The sequence below is a fragment of the Pseudonocardia sediminis genome (assembly GCF_004217185.1).
GTDB lineage: Bacteria > Actinomycetota > Actinomycetes > Mycobacteriales > Pseudonocardiaceae > Pseudonocardia > Pseudonocardia sediminis.
In genome coordinates, this window is record NZ_SHKL01000001.1 from 4,106,638 (window position 1) to 4,122,790 (window position 16,153).

15 protein-coding genes are annotated in these 16,153 nt (G+C 74.0%); 8 read left to right on the top strand and 7 right to left on the bottom strand.

Features of this window, described 5'->3' with window-relative positions:
* Positions 1 to 157 precede the first annotated feature (157 nt).
* Positions 158 to 790 carry an RNA polymerase sigma factor gene (locus tag EV383_RS18990; protein WP_130291155.1) on the top strand — a complete coding sequence of 211 codons (633 nt, stop codon included), beginning with the start codon at positions 158 to 160 and terminating at the stop codon, positions 788 to 790.
* A gap of 51 nt (positions 791 to 841) precedes the next feature.
* On the opposite strand, the gene EV383_RS18995 is transcribed toward EV383_RS18990, so the two are convergent.
* The gene (locus EV383_RS18995; protein ID WP_130291156.1) at positions 842 to 1,561 is read right to left on the bottom strand and encodes a maleylpyruvate isomerase family mycothiol-dependent enzyme; all 720 of its coding nucleotides are present in this window, start codon (positions 1,559 to 1,561) and stop codon (positions 842 to 844) included.
* 129 nt (positions 1,562 to 1,690) lie between these two features.
* Positions 1,691 to 2,323, bottom strand: a complete 633-nt coding sequence (locus EV383_RS19000; RefSeq protein ID WP_130291157.1) for an FMN-dependent NADH-azoreductase — start codon at positions 2,321 to 2,323, stop codon at positions 1,691 to 1,693.
* A 111-nt stretch (positions 2,324 to 2,434) separates the two neighbouring features.
* Here EV383_RS19000 and EV383_RS19005 point away from each other — a divergent pair, with 111 nt between their 5' ends.
* The gene (locus EV383_RS19005) at positions 2,435 to 2,959 is read left to right on the top strand and encodes a MarR family winged helix-turn-helix transcriptional regulator (protein ID WP_207223579.1); all 525 of its coding nucleotides are present in this window, start codon (positions 2,435 to 2,437) and stop codon (positions 2,957 to 2,959) included.
* Here the strand turns inward: EV383_RS19005 and EV383_RS19010 are convergent.
* The 5 genes from EV383_RS19010 to EV383_RS19030 form a co-directional block, all read right to left on the bottom strand.
* Positions 2,952 to 4,358 (bottom strand): xanthine dehydrogenase family Fe-S subunit, encoded by a 1,407-nt coding sequence (locus tag EV383_RS19010; RefSeq protein WP_242623200.1) that lies wholly within the window; start codon positions 4,356 to 4,358, stop codon positions 2,952 to 2,954. The genes EV383_RS19005 and EV383_RS19010 overlap by 8 nt on opposite strands.
* Before the next feature lie 70 nt (positions 4,359 to 4,428).
* On the bottom strand, positions 4,429 to 5,316 hold the full coding sequence (locus tag EV383_RS19015) for an FAD binding domain-containing protein (RefSeq protein ID WP_130291158.1): 888 nt from the start codon (positions 5,314 to 5,316) through the stop codon (positions 4,429 to 4,431).
* Between the two features lie 4 nt (positions 5,317 to 5,320).
* Complete coding sequence (locus EV383_RS19020; RefSeq protein ID WP_130291159.1) at positions 5,321 to 6,100, bottom strand: enoyl-CoA hydratase/isomerase family protein; 780 nt, start codon at positions 6,098 to 6,100, stop codon at positions 5,321 to 5,323.
* A gap of 1 nt (position 6,101) precedes the next feature.
* Positions 6,102 to 8,522, bottom strand: coding sequence for a xanthine dehydrogenase family protein molybdopterin-binding subunit (locus tag EV383_RS19025; RefSeq protein WP_130291160.1), 2,421 nt, complete (start codon positions 8,520 to 8,522; stop codon positions 6,102 to 6,104).
* On the bottom strand, positions 8,515 to 10,029 hold the full coding sequence (locus EV383_RS19030; RefSeq protein WP_130291161.1) for a class I adenylate-forming enzyme family protein: 1,515 nt from the start codon (positions 10,027 to 10,029) through the stop codon (positions 8,515 to 8,517). The genes EV383_RS19025 and EV383_RS19030 overlap by 8 nt, the downstream gene beginning before the upstream one ends.
* A gap of 86 nt (positions 10,030 to 10,115) precedes the next feature.
* Here EV383_RS19030 and EV383_RS19035 point away from each other — a divergent pair, with 86 nt between their 5' ends.
* From EV383_RS19035 to EV383_RS19060, 6 genes are all read left to right on the top strand, one after another.
* Positions 10,116 to 10,691 (top strand): PadR family transcriptional regulator, encoded by a 576-nt coding sequence (locus EV383_RS19035; RefSeq protein ID WP_130291162.1) that lies wholly within the window; start codon positions 10,116 to 10,118, stop codon positions 10,689 to 10,691.
* A gap of 134 nt (positions 10,692 to 10,825) precedes the next feature.
* The gene (locus EV383_RS19040) at positions 10,826 to 12,007 is read left to right on the top strand and encodes a cytochrome P450 (protein ID WP_242623201.1); all 1,182 of its coding nucleotides are present in this window, start codon (positions 10,826 to 10,828) and stop codon (positions 12,005 to 12,007) included.
* The gene (locus EV383_RS19045) at positions 12,004 to 13,413 is read left to right on the top strand and encodes an MFS transporter (protein WP_242623202.1); all 1,410 of its coding nucleotides are present in this window, start codon (positions 12,004 to 12,006) and stop codon (positions 13,411 to 13,413) included. Before EV383_RS19040 ends, EV383_RS19045 begins: the two co-directional genes overlap by 4 nt.
* Positions 13,410 to 14,198, top strand: a complete 789-nt coding sequence (locus EV383_RS19050) for an SDR family NAD(P)-dependent oxidoreductase (protein ID WP_130291163.1) — start codon at positions 13,410 to 13,412, stop codon at positions 14,196 to 14,198. The genes EV383_RS19045 and EV383_RS19050 overlap by 4 nt, the downstream gene beginning before the upstream one ends.
* Positions 14,195 to 15,550 (top strand): UbiD family decarboxylase, encoded by a 1,356-nt coding sequence (locus EV383_RS19055; RefSeq protein ID WP_165438399.1) that lies wholly within the window; start codon positions 14,195 to 14,197, stop codon positions 15,548 to 15,550. The genes EV383_RS19050 and EV383_RS19055 overlap by 4 nt, the downstream gene beginning before the upstream one ends.
* A complete protein-coding gene (locus EV383_RS19060; RefSeq protein ID WP_130291165.1) occupies positions 15,547 to 16,146 on the top strand; it encodes a UbiX family flavin prenyltransferase in 600 nt (199 codons plus the stop codon). Before EV383_RS19055 ends, EV383_RS19060 begins: the two co-directional genes overlap by 4 nt.
* Positions 16,147 to 16,153: the final 7 nt, after the last annotated feature.

A 16,153-nucleotide genomic window follows, 5' to 3' on the forward strand; every position in this document is an offset into this window, starting at 1 on the left:
CATACAGTTTGAACATCGAACCGAAGCGCCCTACGGTGGTGGACAGGGACGGGGAGATCACCTCGTCCACCGCACCGCCACAGGACGGGCCCGTGACCCCGGCGCGTCCTCCTGTGTCCGTCCGGGCACGAACTCGAGCACAGGAGTACGAACCCGGATGACGCAGACGCTTGCCGCCGTGGACGACGGCCGGGCCCCGACGTGCGGTGCCCCCACCCTCCGGACCCGGTCCAGGGGCCGGGCCGCCCCGGTGGTCCTCGACGGCCTCACCGACGACGTCCTGGTCGGGCTCACCCTGTCCGGCGACCGCGGCGCCCACGAGGCGCTGCTGCGGCGCCACCAGAAGCGGATCCACCGCCTCGCCCTGCGCATGCTCGAGGACCCCTGCGACGCCGAGGACGCCACCCAGGAGGTCATGGCCCGGCTGCCGGTGTCGATGCGCAGCTTCCAGGGCACCAGCTCGTTCACGACGTGGCTGCACCGCGTGGTGGCCAACCACTGCCTCCGGCAGATCCACCGCCGCCGCCGGTTCGACCCGGCCCGGTACGAGAACGCGACGTCGGTCTCCGGCGCCGACGTGCTCGTCCTGTCGCGCCAGCGCTCCGCCGCCGTCCTCGGGGCGGTCGCCGCGCTCGGCCCGGCGCTGCAGGCCGTGCTGCGGCTCTGCGAGTTCGACGGCCTCACCTACTCCGAGGCCGCCGCCGTCCTCGACGTGCCGGAGTCGACGGTCCGGGGACGCCTGGCCCGCGCCCGCCGGGCGCTACTGCCGTCGTTGCGGGCCTGGCGGTAGGCGGTCACCCACGCCGCCACCCCGGCCGGCACCCCGGCCGGCACCCCGGCGTCACCACGCGGGCAGGCGCGGCAGCTCCCCCTCGTGACGCAGGCCGTCGTCGGCCCGTCCGCGCGCCAGGAACGGCAACAGCGTCTCGTAGAACCCCTCGATCCGGTACCCGCCGTCGCCGACCGTCCACTCCTCGCCCTCGCGGGCGACGACCTGCAGGCCGGGGGCGTCGGGATGAGCCCGCAACCGGTCCACGCAGACCTCGATCCCGTCCACCATCGCGTCCGGGCCGGCCTCGTGCAGCTTCCAGGTGGTGCCGAGGTCGCCGTGGTGGACGATCAGCTCCGTCGTGCGCCGGGCCGGCAGTGAGAACACGTCGATCTCGCCCGCGACCAGGGTCGGCACCGTCTCCAGCCGCACCCCGTTCCCGAGCGCCCGCAACGCCGTGAACAGCCTCGCGTCGGCCCGTTCCAGCCCGGCGGCCAGTTGCGCGGCGGGCAGCTCGGCGGTCTCCCGGATCCCGGCGTCGCGCTCCTCCGGCGACGCGTGGTCCGGCGTCTCCTCCCCGGTGACGGCCCACGTGGCGAGACGGGTCATGGCGTCGGCGTCGCGGGTCAGGTGGGCGATCACGTGCGCCCGGGTCCACCCGTCGCACCCGCTCGGCCTGGCGAGCTCGGTGTCGGTGAGGCTCGCGATGGTGGCCATCGCCATGCCGGCCTCGCGCTGCATCACCCCGAGGTCGGTCCTGAGGGTCGTGCGGTTCCTGAGCACGGTCGTCATCCCCCCGTCGTCGCCCCGAGGCGAACCGGTCACGCGCGGTCTGCGAGAGACCGAGTCCCGGCGAGTCTCCCGTCCGGGTTCGACGGTGTCATCACGAGGGCCGGCCGGCTCCCGAACCGCGGCCGGGCGCTACCGGGCGCCGAGCGCCTTGCCCGCCCGGGCCGCCGCCTCCCGGGCCTCGTCCTTCATCCGCCCGGCCTCCTGGGTGAAGGCGTCGAGGGCGGGGTTGACGCCGACGAGGGTGAACTCGCGCTCGACGACGGTGAGGTCGGCGCCCCACACGTCGGCGAGGACGCGTCGCAGGAAGTCGGTGCTGTGGTCCCACCCCTCCCGCGGGGTGCCCGGGCCGTAGGAACCGCCCCGGGTGGTGACCAGCACGACCGGGGTGTCCTCGAGGAGCCGGGCGCCCTGCTCCGCGCCGGCGATCGCGACGTCGATCCAGGTCTTCACGTGCTGCGAGACGCCGAAGTTGTAGAGCGGGAAGGCGAGCACCACGGCGTCGGCGTCGCGCAGCTCGGCGGCGACGGTCCCGGCCAGCGCCAGCGCGTTGGCCTGCCGGGGCGTGCGGTCGGCCTCGGGGACGAACGCGGCACCGACGGCCAGCGCCCAGGCGTCGGCGGGCAGCGGCGCCTCTCCGAGGTGACGGGTGACGACGGGCTCGTCGGGACGGGAGGCGGTGAACTCGGCGAGGGCGATGTCGGCGAGCTCGCTGCTCGCGGACCGCGGCCCCAGGATGCTGGCGTCGATGCGGAGGAGGGTCATGGCGTTCTCCTGGACGGTCGGTGACGGGGCGTCAACTTGAATGTTCAACTCGAACCCTAGACCCGGTCGCTTGAATGTTCAAGTTCGGTGTCCGGCGACTAGGCTGACCCGGTGGCGGACACCCCGGAGACGCAGGACGAGCCCTGGCTCTCCTACGAACAGCAGAAGGACTGGCAGGCGGTGATGGCGCTCGTGATGACCCTGCCCATCGGCCTCGACTCCCAGCTCAAGAAGGACGCGGGGATCAACACCTTCGAATACCACGTCCTGGTCGAGCTGGCCGAGGCGCCCGAGAACAGTCGCATCATGAGCAACCTCGCCACCCACACCCGGGGCTCGCTGTCGCGGTTGTCGCACGCCGTCTCACGCCTCGAGGCCGCCGGCTGGGTCGAGCGACGGGCGTGCGGAGGGGCGGGGCGACGGACCGAGGCACGCCTGACCGACGCCGGGTGGGCGAAGCTCCGCGACAGCGCACCCGGCCATGTGCGCGAGGTGCGCCGCCTCGTGATCGACGCCCTGACCGACGAGCAGCTCCGCGCGCTCGGCTCGGCGGCCCGGGAGATCGTCGCCGTGGCCGACCCCGGGATCGCCGCGATCCTCACGGTGCCGCACGACCCGCCGGCCGACGTCAGCTGAGACCACGGGGCCGCGGCCGCCGGTCGCGCCGTTCACGACGTGCCGGGAACCTCCCGTGAGCTCGCCCCTCGCCGCCCGTACGTCGGGCGCCGGCCCGGGTCCGTACCCGGGCACGGACCCGGCGCACCGTCGAACGCAGGGTGTCCAGCGCCGCACCGGCCGCCATCCGCAGCGGGCCGGCCGACGACGCCTCCGGCGCCCGTCCGGTGCGGGCGGCCTCGTCCACGGAGCGGCCGAACTGCTCGAACAGACGCTTGCTGACGTCACCGGCGAGCGCCCGCCCGAACTGCGCGATCCGCCCGGACAGGTGCAGGTCGGCGTCGGCGGCCAGGACACTCCCGCCGCCCTCGCCGGGCTCGACCCGCAGCCTGATGACCGCACGCGTCGCGCTGCCGCCGGCGTCGGCGCCCTGCGCCAGGACGTTCAGCCGGTGCTCGGCCGGCTCCCGCTCGACGACCTGGGCGAGCCCCTCGAACCTCAGCTTCACCGGCCCCAGGGCGATCGTCGCCCGGCCGCGGTAGCGGCTCTCGTCGAGGATCTCGACGAGCTCGGCGCCGGGCAGGCAGCGGGCCAGCAGGTCGAAGTCGTCGATGACGTCCCAGACCGACGCGACGTCGGAGCTCAGCTCGCTGCGCACCGACACCGTCGCCGACGGCGCCCCGGCGGGGATCCGCACCTCGTCCGGGACGGCCGACCCGGCGTCGGTCTCCCCCGGCGCCGGGCCCGTGTCCGCGGTGCGGGCACCGCCGCGGCCGACCAGGGTCCGGGGGGCGCAGTTGCGCGGGCCGGGGAGCCCGTCGGGGTGCTCGGCGGCCACGTCGGCGACCGCGGCGAGGATGCCGCGGTAGCCGGTGCACCGGCAGATCACGCCGGACATCTGCTCGGGCAGCTCCTCCGGCGCGACGGCGGTCCCCTCGGGCCCGTTCGTGAGCAGGTCGTAGCCGCTCATCAGCATGCCGGGGGTGCAGAAGCCGCACTGCAGGCCGTGGTGGGCGGAGAACGCCTGCTGCAGGGGGTGCTGGTCGTCGGCGGTGCCGAGGCCCTCGACCGTCGTCACCTCGGCGCCCTCGCACTGCACCGCGAACAGCAGGCACGCGCGGGCGGCGTCACCGTCGACGAGGACGGTGCACATGCCGCAGACGCCGTGCTCGCAGCCCAGGTGGGTGCCGGTGAGCCCGAGGTGCTCGCGCAGGACGTCGGCCAGGTGCATCCGGGCCGGTACGGAGACCATGACGTCGGTGCCGTTGACGGTCATCGCGACGTCGACGAGGTCGCCGGCGGCCACCTTCGCGGCGGGCGGCGGGCGGCGTTGCGCGGGCGTCCCGGACGTGTCCCGGTCGGGTGTCGCCGCGCGCTCGGGAGCGGCGGTCTGCGGGGAACGGGGCTGGGTCGCGGTCACGGGGTCTCCTCGGCGAGGTGTGTGTCTCGCGGTGTCGTTGCCGGGGCGGGCCGGTCGGTTCGATGCCCGGTCAGGACGGCCGGTGCCCGGCCTTCGTCCAGGCCGCGGCCAGCTCGCGGGCGGCCAGCACCGAGAACAGCCGTCGCCGGTAGCCGGTGGAGCCGTGCGCGTCTCCCCCGGTGTCGACGATCCGTGCGGCGAGCTCGGTGGTGCCCGGCCGCAGCCGGCGGCCGAGGTCGTCGCGGCCGTCGCCGGGCAGCGCCGAGCGCAGCAGGTCGGTGACGTCCTCGGTGACCGGCCGGTCGGAGATGCCGAAGCCGGTCAGCCGGGCGTGGCGCAGCGACCCGTCGTCGCCAGTGTCGACGACCGTGACGACGCCGGCCAGGGCGAAGTCACCGTGCCGGCGAGCGATCTCGGCGAAGCCGAAGCCCTGTCCCGGCCGGGCCACCGGCAGCTCCACCCCGGTCACGACCTCCTCCGGGGCGACGAGCGTGGTCATCGCCCCGACCAGGAACTCGTCGGCCGGCACCCTGCGGCGTCCGGACGGGCCGGCCACCCCGACCGTCGCACCCAGGCAGGAGGCGACGGCGGGCAGCTCGGCGGCCGGGTCGGCGTGGGCGAGGCTGCCGCAGACGGTGCCGCGGCTGCGCAGCTCCCGGTGCCCGACGAAGGGCATCGCCATCCCGAGCAGCGGGACGTCCCGGCTCAGCCGGGCGTGCTCGACGGTGCGCTGGCGCACCGCCGCACCGATCTCGAGCGTGTCGCCGGAGCGGGCGAACCCGCCCAGCTCGTCGACGGCGTTGATGTCGACGAGCGTGCCGGGCCGCCCGAGCCGCATGGCCAGCACGGGCACCAGGGACTGCCCGCCGGCGAGTACCTTGCCGTCGCCGCCGGCGAGCTCGGCGAGCACGTCGTCGAGACCGGACGGGCGGACGTAGGCGAACGGCGCGGCCTTCACACGATCACCGGCCCGTGAACTCGGCCTTGCGCTTGTCCCCGAACGCCTTCACGCCCTCGGCGAAGTCGTTCGTGGAACGCAGCATGGCGTAGGCCTTCCGCTCCAGGTCGATGCCGGTGTGGAGCGGGCCGTCGATGCCCTTGTCCAGCACCTCCTTGGCCGTGCGCTGGGCGGCCGGGGAGAAGCCGGCCATCTTCACGGCGAGCTTCTCCACCGCGGCGTAGAGGGCGTCGCGGTCGGGGTGGATCTCGGCGAGCACGCCCCAGTCGTGCGCCTGCTCGGCGTCGATCCGGGTGGCGGTCATGATGTGGTACTTCGCCCGGGACAGGCCGATCAGCCGGGACAGGCGCTGGGTCCCGCCGGAGCCGGGGATCATGCCGAGGTTCATCTCGGGCAGGGCGAGCTGGGTGCGCGGGGTGCCGAGCCGGATGTCGCAGGACAGCACCATCTCGCAGCCCACCCCGAAGCAGTAGCCGTCGATCGCGGCGATCACCGGCTTCGCGCTCCGGGCCGGGGCGGTGACGTTGTGGCCGAGGTCGGTGAAGTCGATCGGGTCGACCTCCATGAACCCGGCGATGTCCCCGCCGGAGGTGAAGTGCTCGCCGTCCGAGCGCACCACCACGACCCGGACCTCGGGGTCGGCGTCGATCTCGGCGAAGCGGTCCGCGACGAGCTGCCGCATCTCCCAGGTCACCACGGTGTACTTGCCGTGCGACAGGGTCAGGTAGGCGATGCGGCCGTCCTCGCTGCGGTCCAGGAGGACGTCGCCACCGGTGAGTGCCATGTCAGAAGGTCTCCTTGCTCTCGAACAGCTGGTGCAGCACCTCGCCGTGCAGCGGGATGCGGTCGATCGCGATGCCGTGCGGGGACAGGGCGTCGGCGACGGCGTTGGCGAACGCCACCGGGAAGCTCATCGACGACCCCTCACCGCAGCCCTTGGCCCCCAGCGGGGTCAGCGGCGACGGCGACACGACGTGGTCGGTGCGCAGGTCGTAGCCGGTCTCCGCGCTGGTCGGGCACAGGTAGTCCAGGAACGTCGCGGACGTCGGCTGCCCGGACCCGGCGTAGGTGAACTCCTCGTACATCGCCCCACCGAGGGCGTGGGCCAGGGCGCCGTGCACCTGGCCGTCGAGCAGCTGCTGGTTGAGCACCGTGCCCGCGTCGTGCACGGACGACACCCGGTCCACTGTGATCTCCAGGGTGTCCGGGTCGATCCGCACGGCCACGATCTCGGCCACGAACCCGTAGCAGAGCGACGAGTTGATCCTGTCGTCCATGGTGGCCGCACGGACCTCGCGCGGGGTGAACGCGGCCTCCTCGTAGAGCCGCGCCGAGGTGCCCTCCGGCAGGGCGCCCGGGTCCCAATGCACGACGCCCGCGGCGTGCCGGAACTCCACCGACCCGCCCGACCGCGCACGCACGGTGCCGTCGACGAGCTCCAGCTCGGCCGCATCGACGCCCAGCATGGTCGACGCCGCCGCCCGGACCGTCTCGGCGATCCGGTCCGCGGCCTGCACGACGGCGCTGGTCACCAGCGGCGCGAAGCGCGAGGAGTAGCTGCCGGACGTGACCGTCCACGGTGTCGTCGCGGTGTCCATGTCGATCACCACGCGGACGTGGGAGACGGGGAGACCGAGCCGGTCCGCGGCGACCTGGCGGGCGACGGTCGCGTGTCCCTGGCCCTGCGGGACGCTGCCCAGCATCACCGTGACCCTGCCCTGCAGGTCGACCGAGATCCGCACGTGCTCGGTGGAGCCGGACTTGTCCCGGCCCGGCTTGCGGTCCTGCGCGGGGGTCGCCAGCCCGACGTAGCCGATGTTGGTGCCGGACGGGTCGGTGACCAGAGCGACGCCGATCCCGTAGTGGGCACCCTCGGCGCGAGCGTCGGACCGGCGCTGCCGGAGCTCGTCCATGTCGGCGTTCTTCTCGGCGAGCTCCAGCGCCGCCGGGTAGTCGCCGGAGTCGTAGACGCCGCCGGTGGGCGTCTCGTGGGGGAAGCCCCGGATCAGGTTGCGTCGCCGCACCTCCAGGACGTCGAGCCCGGTCGCGGCGGCGACGGCGTCCATCAGCCGCTCGAGCCCGAAGTAGAGCTGCTGGCCGCCGAAGCCGCGGTTGAGACCGGTCGGCATCTCGTTCGTGACCACGGCCCGGGCCCGGATCTCGACGGCGCCGATCGTGTACGGGCCGGTGATGTTGCCGAAGCAGCGGTAGAGCGTGGAGGGCTCCGGCGGGCGCAGGTACGCCCCGACGTTGTCCACCAGGTCGACCTTGAGCCCGTTCACCGTGCCGTCGGCGTCGACGGCGGCGGCGAAGCGCATCACCCGGTCCGCGCCCGAGGAGCTGGCCAGCAGGTGCTCGACGCGGTCCTCGCTCCAGCGCACCGGCGTGCCGGAGTGCTTCGACGCCAGCGCCATCAGCACCACGTAGGGGTAGATGCCGGCCTTGATCCCGAAGCTGCCGCCGATGTCGGCCGGCACGTGCAGGCGCACCTTCGACGTCGGGACGCCCAACGCCCCGGCCATCACCGGCACCATCGTGAACGGGCCGTGGAAGTTCGCCCACGCCTCGACGCCGGGCCCGTCGGACTCCTCGTTCCACTGCGCGATCACCGAGAAGCACTCCATCGGCACCGAGGAGTAGCGCGGGAACTCGTACTCCCCCTCGACGACGTGCACGGCGTCGGCGAACACCTCGTCCACGCCGCCGAAGGAGAACGTGCGGTCGGTGGCCACGTTGGACGCGGCGTCCTCGTGCAGCAGCGGGGCGTCCGGCGCCAGTGCGGCGCGGGCCCCGACGACGGCGTCGAGCGGCTCGTAGTCCACCGCGACCAGCTCGGCGGCGTCCTCGGCGGTGTAGCGGTCGCTCGCCACGACGACGGCGATCGGCTCCCCGACGAAGCGCACCTTGTCCACCCCGGTCGGCAGGTAGGGCATCGCGGCGCCGGTGGAGAGCGGGAACGGGCGCAGCGCCTCCCGGACCTCGTCCGGTCCGATCACCGCGGCCACGCCGGGGTGGGCCCGGGCGCGGGACAGGTCCACCGACACCAGCCGGGCGTGCGGCTGGGTCGCGCGCACCACGGCCGCGACGAGCGTGCCGGGCAGCGGGTCCATGTCGTCGAGGAAGCGGCCCAGCCCGGAGACCAGCGGGGCGTCCTCGACCCGGGCCGGAGCCCAACGGTCGGTGTCAGGGCGGTCGGTGTCAGGCACGGGCCTCTCCCCTCGCCTCGTAGTCGCCCGCGGTCAGCGTGCGGCGCAGCGTCTTGCCCACCCCGGAGCGCGGGATGGCCTCGACCGCGATCACCCTTTTCGGGCGCTTGAGCGAGGGCAGCGCGGCACGGGCGAACGCCAGCGCCTTGTCCGCGGCGCCCAGCGGGTCGGCGCCGCGGACCGGGACGACGAACGCGGTGACCGCGTGCCCCCACCGGTCGTCGGCCAGACCGACCACGCACACGTCGTCGATCTCCGGGCATCGCGCCAGCACGGCCTCGATCTCGTCCGGATAGATGTTCTCCCCGCCCGAGTTGATCATGTCGTCGACCCGGCCGGAGACCCACAGGTCGCCCTCGTCGTCGGTGACCGCGAGGTCGCCGGTGTAGTACCAGCCGTCCCGGATGGCCTTGGCGTCGGCGTCCGGGCGCTGCCAGTACCCGGCGAAGGCCTCCGGGCTGTCCAGCGAGACGATCACCTGGCCCTGCTCGCCGGGTGCGACCACGGCGTCCGGCGCGGCGCCGACCTCGGGCGCGACCAGCCGGACCCGGGAGAAGATCCCGGCCCGCCCGGCGCAACCGGGCTTGGCCGCCGCGTCCGGCCCGATCGTGAACGTGTAGATCTCGGTGGAGCCGAAGTGGTTCACGAACGCCGACGGCGCGACCGCGGTGGTGAGCTCCTCGGCCAGCGCCGGGGTCATCGCCGCGCCGGCGTAGGCGAGCCGGTCCAGGCCACGCGCCCGCTCCAGCCCGCCGGCACGCAGCAGCGACCAGAACATCGTCGGCACCAGGTAGAGCGAGGAGACCCCCTCGTCCACGACCAGCGAGATGGCCTCGTCCGCGGCGAACGCGGGCTGGGCGACCCAGGTGCCGCCGACCACGATCGAGCACAGCAGCGTGCGCAGGCCCATCGTGTGGAACATCGGCATCACGCCCAGCACCCGTTCACCCTGGCGCTGCCGGGTCTGCACCGCGTGCGCGACGGCGGCGGTGCGCTCGGCCCGGTGGGTACGCGGCACACCCTTGGGCTTGCCCGTCGTGCCGGAGGTGTAGAGCAGGACGCTCAGGTCGTCCTCCGACGGCCCGGGCCACGCCGCCGTGTCCGGCTCGCGCTCCGCGGCGGCGTCGAGCTCGGCCGCCGTCCGCACCGGTACGGCGCCGGCCGCGGCGGCGGTGCGCTCGGCCTGGGCGTCGTCGGTGACGACCAGCGAGGCCCGCGCGTCGTCGAGGCAGTAGGCCAGCTCGTCGGTGGCGAACCGGGTGGACAGCGGGACCGAGACGGCCCCGAGAACCTGCGCGGCCAAGTGCAGCGAGGCCAGCGGCTCACCCCCGGTGAGGCTCAGCGCCACCCGGTCCCCCGGCCCGACGCCGGACGCCCGCAGCGCCCCGGCCAGCCGGTTCACCCGGGCCTCCCAGGCGCGGTAGGTCAGGTGCCGGCCGGTACCGGACACCGCGGTCCGGTCCGGGTGCCGCTCGGCGGTCCACCTCAGCGTCGTCGCGAGATCCATCCGTCTCCTTCGTACGATCTGAAACGGACCCTACGCGCGGGACCGGCGGTCTGGCAAGCCCGGCGGCGAACGTTAGGCTTTCCGCCATGTCGGTCCGACTCTCGACGACGTCCTACGTCGTGCTCGGCATGATCGCCCTGCGCGGGCCGTCGACCCCCTACGACCTCAAGCGAGCCGTCGGGCACTCGGTCGGCTACTTCTGGCACTTCCCGCACGCCCAGCTCTACTCCGAGCCGGACCGACTCGCCGCGGCCGGGCTCCTCGAGCGCGCCAGCGAGGAGGGTGGGCGCCGGCGCAAGACCTACTCACTGACCGCGCTCGGTCACGACGCCCTGCGCGACTGGCTGGCCTCCCCCACCGACGAGCACTTCCAGATGCGCGACATCGCCGAGCTGAAGCTGTTCTTCAACGAGGTCGGCGACTCCGACGACGTGTACCGACTCGCCGAGGAGCAGATCGCCCAGCACCGGACCCGGATAGCCGACTACGAACAGATGGTCGAGCGGTTCGGCGAACGGCCGGAGGCCGGCCCCCGGATGATCACCGTGGAGCTGGGGCTGGAGATGGAGTACGCGGCGCTGCGGTTCTGGCAGGCGCTGGCCGAGGACGACCTGGACGGCCTGCGCGCCGCGCGGTACATCGGCGACGTCCGGCCCGGGTGAGGGCCCGTCCGTCGTCCGTGCGTGAGCGGCTATCGCTGGCATAGCCAGCTGCGCATCGTCGGGCGGCGGTCCGCCTCGCAGACTCGGAGCATTCCGCCGGCGGGCGGAGCAACGAGCGTCGAGAAGAGGCAACGGTGCCCGAGAGCAGACTGAGCGAGACCCTCCCGCAGTTCGATCCGCACGATCCCGGCCTGTCCCCCGAGCGTGCCTACGCGACCTACGCGGAGCTGCGCGAGCGGTGCCCGGTCGCCCACGGCGAGCGCCACGGCGGCTACTGGTCGATCTCCCGGTACGCCGACGTCCGCGACGTCGCCACGGACCACGCGACCTACTCCTCGACCGGCGGCGTGTACGTGCCGCCGGTGTCCGACAGCCGATTCCCCCCGATCGACCACGACCCGCCTGAGCACGCCGGGTTCCGCGAACTGATCGCGCCGCTGACCAGCGGCGCCGCGGCGAAGGCGATGGAGCCCGAGGTACGCGCCATCGCCGACCGCCTCGTCGACGGGCTCGCCGGACGGGGTCGTGCCGAGCTCGTCTCCGAGCTCGCCACGCCTCTCCCGTTGGACGTCATCACCCGGCTCTACGACCTGGGCCCGGAGCACACCGAGCAGATCCGCGGCTACTCCGAGGAGTTCCTGGCCCACGCGTCCGGCCCGCGCGGCCGGGAGATCATCGAGCGGGTGTGCCGCTACTGGGTCGCGCTGTTCGCCGACCGCCGCGACAACCCGCGCGGGGACTTCCTCACCGGGCTGGTCGAGGCCAACCGCGAGCTCGGGGCGACCGACGACGAGCTCGCCAACATGATGTTCATCCTGACCTACGCCGGGCACGACTCCACGGCGCTCGGGCTGAGCAACACCCTGCTGTACCTGGCGGAGCACCCGGACGTGCAGCAACGCCTGATCGACGAGCCCAAGCTGGTCCCGTCCATGATCGACGAGATCCTGCGCTACGAGACCCCGCTGCACTGGTTCCCGCGGCAGCTCACCGCCGACACCTGCCTGCACGGTCAGCGGATGAAGGCGGGTGAGCGGGTGCTGCTCCTGTTCGCCTCGGCCAACCGCGATCCGGAGGTGTTCGACCGCGCCGACGAGGTCGTCATCGACCGGCGGCCGAACCGGCACCTCGCGTTCGGCGCCGGGATCCACACGTGCCCCGGGATGGCCCTGGCCAAGCTCGAGATCCGCGCGGCGGTCCAGGCCGTGCTGGAGCGCATCCCCGGGTTCCGGGTGGACGGCGACGTCGAGCGGACCGACCCGCTCGAGGGCGGAGGGCGCCACCTCGGCGTCCGGCGGCTGCCGGTGACCTGGTGAGCGCCGCCGTGCCCGGCCCGACCCCCGCACCGACGACCCGCCAGATGGTCACCGCGGGCACCGCGTCCACGGTGGGCTTCGCGTTCGACCTGTTCGACCTGTTCATCCTGCTCTACGTGGCCTCCACGGTGGGCCCGCTGTTCTTCCCCACCGACAGCCCCACGCTCACGCTCGCGGCCACGTTCGCCTCGTTCGGGGTGAGCCTGGTGATGCGCCCGCTGGGTGGGGCGGTGTTCGGCCGCTACGCCGACCGGCACGGCCGCAAGCAGACCATGCTGGTCACCGTGGGCGGCGTCGGTCTGGCCACCGCCGTGATGGGCGCGCTGCCGACCCACGCCACGATCGGTGTCGCCGCACCGCTGGTGTTCGTCGCGCTGCGCCTGGTGCAGGGCCTGTTCGTCGGCGGTGTCGTCGCCTCGACCCACACCCTGGGCACCGAGACGGTGCCCCAGCGTTGGCGCGGGCTGGTCTCCGGGCTGGTCGCTGGCGGCGGGCCCGGGCTCGGCGCCGTGATCGCGTCGCTGGTGTTCCTGGCCGTGTCCGCGATGTTCCCCGGACCCGCGTTCGACGCGTGGGGCTGGCGGATCATGTTCTTCACCGGGCTGCTGGCCTCGCTGGCGAGCCTTGCGTTCTTCCGGCTGCTCGAGGAGTCCCCGGTGTGGGCCGCCGCGCGGGCGCGGGCGGCCGGTGCGGCGCCGGAGCCGCCGGCCCGGGCCCGGGACCTGCGGGCCGCGGTGAGTCCGCGAACGTTGGTCGCGGCCGCCGCGCTGGTGATCGGCGCGGGCGCGCAGTACTACCTCACCTCGGGCTACCTGCCCACGTTCCTGGACAAGATCAACCAGCTGCCGACGGGCGCGCGTGGGCTGCTGCTGGTCTGGACGAGCCTGGCCATCCTGCCGATCGCGTTGCTGGCCGGGCACGCCTCCGAACGGTTCGGCCGCCGCCCGGTGTTCCTGGCCACCGGCGCGGTGAACCTGGTGGCACTGCCGCTGCTCGCGCTGGCCATGGGTGGGCTGGGCCCGGACGACACCGGGGCACTGCTCGGCTACGGCCTGCTGCTCACGATGCTGGCCAACGCCCCCATCGCCGCGGTGCCGATCTTCCTCAACGAGCTGTTCCCGACCCGGTTGCGCGCCACCGCGACCGCCCTGATCTGGAACGGCGGGTTCGCCCTCGGCGGGCTGACCACCACGTTCGTCAGCCTGGCCAGCCCGACCGTGCCCGACATCCCCGGCCGGCTGGCGCTGTTCCTGGCCGTGGTCGTCGCGCTGTTCCTGGCCGGTGCCGCGTTCGTCCCGGAGACCCGCGGCGCACTCGACCGCGAAGACCCGCGCGACGCCGTCCCGGCACCGGCACCCACCGCACCGGCCGACCGGCCGGAGGCCCTCCCGGAAGGATCACGATGAGCACGAACGAGCAGAGCGGCGAGCACGCGGGCCGCACCGTCGTCGTCACCGGCGCCGGCGGCGGAATCGGCGGCGACTACGTCGCCGCGTTCGCCGCGGCGGGCGCGAACGTCGTGGCCACCGACGTCGCCGGGGCCGCCGACGCGGGTACCGCCCTGGCCGACAAGGTGAGCTCCGCCGGCGCGGGGCGGGTCGTGTTCGTGACGGCCGACGTCACCTCCGACGCCGACTGGCAGACCGTCGTCGCGACCGCGGACGCCGAGTTCGGCGGGATCGACGCGCTGGTCAACAACGCCGCGATCTACCAGGGGCTGGGCACCAAGTCGCACCTGACCGAGCTCACCAACGAGGCCTGGGACCGGGTGCTGACGGTCAACGTGCGCGGCACCTGGCAGGCGATCAAGGCGGTGACCCCGGCGATGCGGGCCCGGGGCGGCGGACGGATCGTCAACATCTCCTCCACCGTGGCGCGGATGGGCGCGCCCGGGTTCGCGCACTACGTGGCGTCCAAGGCGGCCGTGGACGGGCTCACCCGGGCCGCGGCCCGCGAGCTCGGAGCGGACGCGATCACTGTCAACGGCGTCGCGCCCGGCCTGGTCAGCGACGACGCCAGCCGCACTCTGAACACCGGTGACTACATCGCCGCGGCGGCGAAGGGCCGGGCGCTGGGCCGCGAGATGACCCCGGACGACCTGGTCGGCGCCGTCATGTGGCTGGCCTCGCCGTCGGCCGGGTTCGTCACCGGCCAGACCGTCGTGGTCGACGGCGGTGGGGTGTTCACGTGAGCTCCGACCTGCGTTCCTGGCTCACGGTGCTCGATGGCCGCGGCGAGCTCGCCCGGCTGAGCTCCCCGATCGACCCGGACCAGGATGTCGCCGCGGTACTGACACGTGCCGACGGGCGGCGCGCCGTGCACTTCGACCATGTCGTGGGCGCGGAGTTCCCGCTGGTGGGCAACACCGTGCCGAGCCGGACGCACCTCGGCCTGGTCCTGGGCTGCGAGCCGGCCGGGGTCGCCGACCGGTTCGCCGCCGCCCTGGACGCCCCGGTGCGCTGCCCGGAGGTGGCGGCCGCCGGGGCTCCGGTGCTGGCCAACCGCATGCACGGCGACCGGATGCTCTCGGCGCTGCCGCTGACCCGTCAGCACTCCGAGGACGGTGGCAGGTACCTGACCTCGGCGCTGCTGGCCGTGCGCGACCCGGCCGGCGGCCGGATGAACCTGTCGATCAACCGGCTGCTGGCCGCGGGCGAGCGGGAGCTGCGCGCGCTGCTGTTGCCCGGGCGGCTGCGGAGGATCTTCGCCGAGGCCGAGGCGGCCGGGCGCGACCTGGACGTCGCGCTGGTCATCGGGGTGCATCCGGCCCTCGTGCTGGCCAGCCAGTCCCCCGCCGACCGCGAGCTCGACGACTACGCCGTGGCCAACGCACTGGCCGCGCCGGTCGACCTGGTCGCCGCCCCGACGGTGGACGCGCTGGTGCCGGCACGCGCGGAGTTCGTGCTGGAGGGTCGCTTCCGGGCCGGGCGCCGCGAGGCCGAGGGGCCGTTCGGGGAGTACCCGCGCACCTACGGTCCCGGCGGCCCCGCCCCGGTGATCGAGCTGCTGGAGGGCTGGCACCGCGACGCCCCGGTGTTCCAGACGATCCTCTCCGGCGGCCGCGAGCACTTCTACGCCGGCGGCATCCCGCGCGAGGCGGCCTGCCTGCGGGCCCTGCGCCGGGCCGGACTCGACGTGGCGGCGCTGCGGCTGCCCGAGTCCGGGTCCTGCCGGCTCACCGCCGTCGTCGCGCTGCGCGATCCCGCTCCCGGGGCGCCGACCACGGCGATGATGACGCTGTTCCTCACCGCGTCCACGATCAAGCAGGTCACCGTCGTCGACGACGACGTCGACATCGCCGACGACGAGCAGGTCGCCTGGGCGGTGGCCACCCGGACCCAACCCGACCGGGACCTGCTGGTGGTGCCGAACGCGAAGGGCAGCAGCCTGGACCCCTCGGCCGAGCACGGGCTCACCGCGAAGCTGGGCCTCGACGCCACCGTCCCGGCCGCCGACCGCGACCGCTACCGGCAGATGGAGGTTCTCCCGGCCGACCCCTCGGCACTCGAGCGCCACCTCGCGGAGCTGGGGGACCTCCGATGAGACGCATCGTCGTCGCCCTCACCGGGGCGTCCGGGGCGATGTACGGGATCCGTGCGCTGGAGCTGCTGCGCGAGGTGCCCGACGTCGAGACGCACCTGGTGCTGACGAAGGCGGCGCGGGCGACCATCGGCTACGAGACCGACCGCAGCGTCGCCGACGTCCGCGCCCTCGCCGACGTCGTGCACTCCGACGGCGACCTGGGCGCACCGATCTCCTCCGGCTCGTTCCGGACGGCCGGGATGCTGGTGGCCCCGTGCAGCGTGAAGACACTGTCCGGGATCGCCTCCAGCTACGACGAGTCGCTCGTGGTACGGGCCGCCGACGTCGTGCTCAAGGAACGCCGACGCCTGGTGCTGCTGCTGCGCGAGACCCCGTTGCACGCCGGCCACCTGCGGCTGATGTCCGAGGTCACCGCCTCCGGCGCGGTCGTCATGCCGCCGGTGCCGGCGTTCTACGCGCGCCCACGCAGCGTCGCCGACATCATCGAGCACACCACCGGCCGGGCCCTCGACCTGCTCGACGTGGACACCGAGGCGGTCACCCGCTGGACCGGTGAGCGCGGGGCCGACGACGACGCCGTCGTGCACCGGTTGTAGGCCCGGT

Bases quoted from the DNA above. Each gene is read 5' to 3' on its own strand.
- EV383_RS18990 (WP_130291155.1), top strand. From the start codon at position 158: ATGACGCAGACGCTTGCCGCCGTGGACGACGGCCGGGCCCCGACGTGC.
- EV383_RS18995 (WP_130291156.1), bottom strand. From the start codon at position 1,561: ATGACGACCGTGCTCAGGAACCGCACGACCCTCAGGACCGACCTCGGG.
- EV383_RS19000 (WP_130291157.1), bottom strand. From the start codon at position 2,323: ATGACCCTCCTCCGCATCGACGCCAGCATCCTGGGGCCGCGGTCCGCG.
- EV383_RS19020 (WP_130291159.1), bottom strand. From the start codon at position 6,100: ATGGCACTCACCGGTGGCGACGTCCTCCTGGACCGCAGCGAGGACGGC.
- EV383_RS19030 (WP_130291161.1), bottom strand. From the start codon at position 10,029: ATGGATCTCGCGACGACGCTGAGGTGGACCGCCGAGCGGCACCCGGAC.
- EV383_RS19035 (WP_130291162.1), top strand. From the start codon at position 10,116: ATGTCGGTCCGACTCTCGACGACGTCCTACGTCGTGCTCGGCATGATC.
- EV383_RS19050 (WP_130291163.1), top strand. From the start codon at position 13,410: ATGAGCACGAACGAGCAGAGCGGCGAGCACGCGGGCCGCACCGTCGTC.
- EV383_RS19060 (WP_130291165.1), top strand. From the start codon at position 15,547: ATGAGACGCATCGTCGTCGCCCTCACCGGGGCGTCCGGGGCGATGTAC.